The following is a 1,908-nucleotide window of genomic DNA, read 5'->3' on the forward strand; positions in this document are numbered from 1 at the left end:
TCGCCCGCGCCGCCGCATGGGCGGCAAAGGCGCGTTGTCCGGTGGGCACGGTGTTGCGCCGCGCCATGGCCGAATTGCGCCCGGCTCTGACCGCCGCGCTGGAGGCGGGGATCGATTACCGAGATGTGCCGGTCGACCGCGCCAAAGCCTCGGCACATCGCTTTGACAGTTCCATCACCCTGTCCCGCGCCGCGCATGACCGGCTATGCACCGAGCTCGATCCCGAGGGCCTGGCTGGCTTGACCCCCGCATTGTCACGCTGGGTCCGGGCCAAAGCCATCGCCCATCTCGATGCCTATCTGCACCGCGCGGGGTATTGATCGCAGCCGGCCGTCTGGTCCGGCGCGGCAGCATCATCATCCCTCGCTCAACATATTTTAGCTGCCGGAACGACTGCCTTTTCGCGTCGTTGGCCTGTCACCCACGGATGACGGAGGACATCATGAACCATTCCACCCATACCCGCCTGACCGAGACCCAGCTGAATGCCGAGATGCTGGATGGTGCCACGATTTATGGCCCGGAAGACGAAATGATCGGCACTGTCGACCATGTTCATGGCAGCGGCGCGGATGCGCAGGTGGTCATCGATGTCGGCGGCTTTCTTGGCATCGGCGCGAAATCGGTGCTGGTGCCCGTGCGGCAGCTTGACTTCATGACCGGCGAGGATGGCGTGGTGCATGCTCTGACCAGCTGGACCAAGGACGACCTGAAATCCATGCCCGAACATATCGACAGGCAGGACGAAACCCGGCCCATGGACGATGCGCAATAAGGGGCCACGCCATGAAAGGCATTATCGCCTGGCTGCTGGGCGTTCCGGTGGTCGTCATCATCCTGCTTTATGTGACTGGTGTTTTCTGACGGTTCTCTCCTCGCGTTCAGCGGTGCACCTGCCGCGTCCGGGGCTTGCAAACAGGAAGTACACAATCGCTGCAAGCGGCTCGAAATAAAAGAGAATATTTGGAACTGGTGGGCTGCGCCTGGTCTTGGCCCTCCACTCAAACCAGACCCACGGGACGACGATGCGCCTGAACCTGACGCCGAAAACGCCGATGCAACTGCATGCCGAGAATGACGCTCTGCGCCAGCAGATCGCCTTTCTCGAAGCGCAAATGCAGCTCCTGCGCCAAGGCGAAGCAAATACCGACCAGTCCCCGACGCTGACGACCAGCACGCCTTACAGTTGGGAACTGTCCCCAGAGTGACATTTCGTATTATGGCCGCGGGAACTGCCCCGACCTGCCTGACGCACTCGAAGTGAAACGGCGGTGCGCAGGATCCTCAGCGCGACCGGCCGCCTGGTCCGGCGCGGTATTCTCGAGGCACAAATCCGGCACGGCCGGATTTTCCGTTTGCGGCCCTCGGCCCGCCGCTTGGCGCGGCGGGTAAGCTCTTTGCCGCTTGAAGCTCAGGCGGCGGCGCCTTTGTTCTGCTCAGTACATCCCAGCAGATAATCTGCCGCCTTCTGCGCCTCGGTCGCAGCCTTGAAGATCATCCGCTTGTCATCCTTGAGTGCGCGTAGCCAGCCTTCGACATAGGCGGCGGACTGGCCAAAATCCGGCACCAGGCCCAACTGGCTGCACAGCATGCAATTGCCGATTTCCGCGATGAGTTCCTCGAACGCATAGGCCTTGCGGTCGGTGAACCGGCTGAAACGGTCCAGACGGGATACATGGCCGCTCCAATGGCAGGCCTCATGCGCCAAGGTGGCATAATAGCTCCCAGCAGAGTGGAAGGTCGCGATGTCGGGCATATGGATGAAGTCGGCACGCCGGTCATAATAGGCCTGCGCCTCGGCGCTATGGCGGATCTCGGCGCTGGTGGCGGCAAAAAACGCGTCCAGTCCCGCATCGGGTTCGGTGCCCAGATCGCGCGCGGGTTCAACCGCAGACGCGGTGAATTCCT

General features: G+C 62.2%; 4 protein-coding genes. 3 read left to right on the forward strand and 1 reads right to left on the reverse strand.

Annotated elements, in window-relative coordinates; translation table 11 throughout:
- The 3 genes from FN835_RS21420 to FN835_RS20975 all read left to right on the forward strand — a co-directional run.
- Positions 1 to 320, forward strand: a 320-nt coding sequence (locus tag FN835_RS21420; RefSeq protein WP_185958799.1) for a hypothetical protein, incomplete at its 5' end; no start/stop codon positions are given.
- A gap of 122 nt (positions 321 to 442) precedes the next feature.
- A complete protein-coding gene (locus tag FN835_RS20970) occupies positions 443 to 775 on the forward strand; it encodes a PRC-barrel domain-containing protein (protein ID WP_142665171.1) in 333 nt (110 codons plus the stop codon).
- 250 nt (positions 776 to 1,025) lie between these two features.
- Positions 1,026 to 1,208: a hypothetical protein gene (locus tag FN835_RS20975; protein WP_142665172.1), complete on the forward strand. Its 183-nt coding sequence runs from the start codon at positions 1,026 to 1,028 to the stop codon at positions 1,206 to 1,208.
- Positions 1,209 to 1,411: 203 nt separating this feature from the next.
- Here FN835_RS20975 and FN835_RS20980 read toward each other — a convergent pair.
- A partial coding sequence (locus FN835_RS20980; RefSeq protein WP_246098838.1) for a zincin-like metallopeptidase domain-containing protein occupies positions 1,412 to 1,908 on the reverse strand: 497 nt, incomplete at its 5' end.

Origin of the sequence: Paracoccus laeviglucosivorans, assembly GCF_900182695.1 — a bacterium.
In the GTDB taxonomy this organism is placed as follows: domain Bacteria; phylum Pseudomonadota; class Alphaproteobacteria; order Rhodobacterales; family Rhodobacteraceae; genus Paracoccus; species Paracoccus laeviglucosivorans.

Bases quoted from the DNA above. Each gene is read 5' to 3' on its own strand.
- FN835_RS20970 (WP_142665171.1), top strand. From the start codon at position 443: ATGAACCATTCCACCCATACCCGCCTGACCGAGACCCAGCTGAATGCC.
- FN835_RS20975 (WP_142665172.1), top strand. From the start codon at position 1,026: ATGCGCCTGAACCTGACGCCGAAAACGCCGATGCAACTGCATGCCGAG.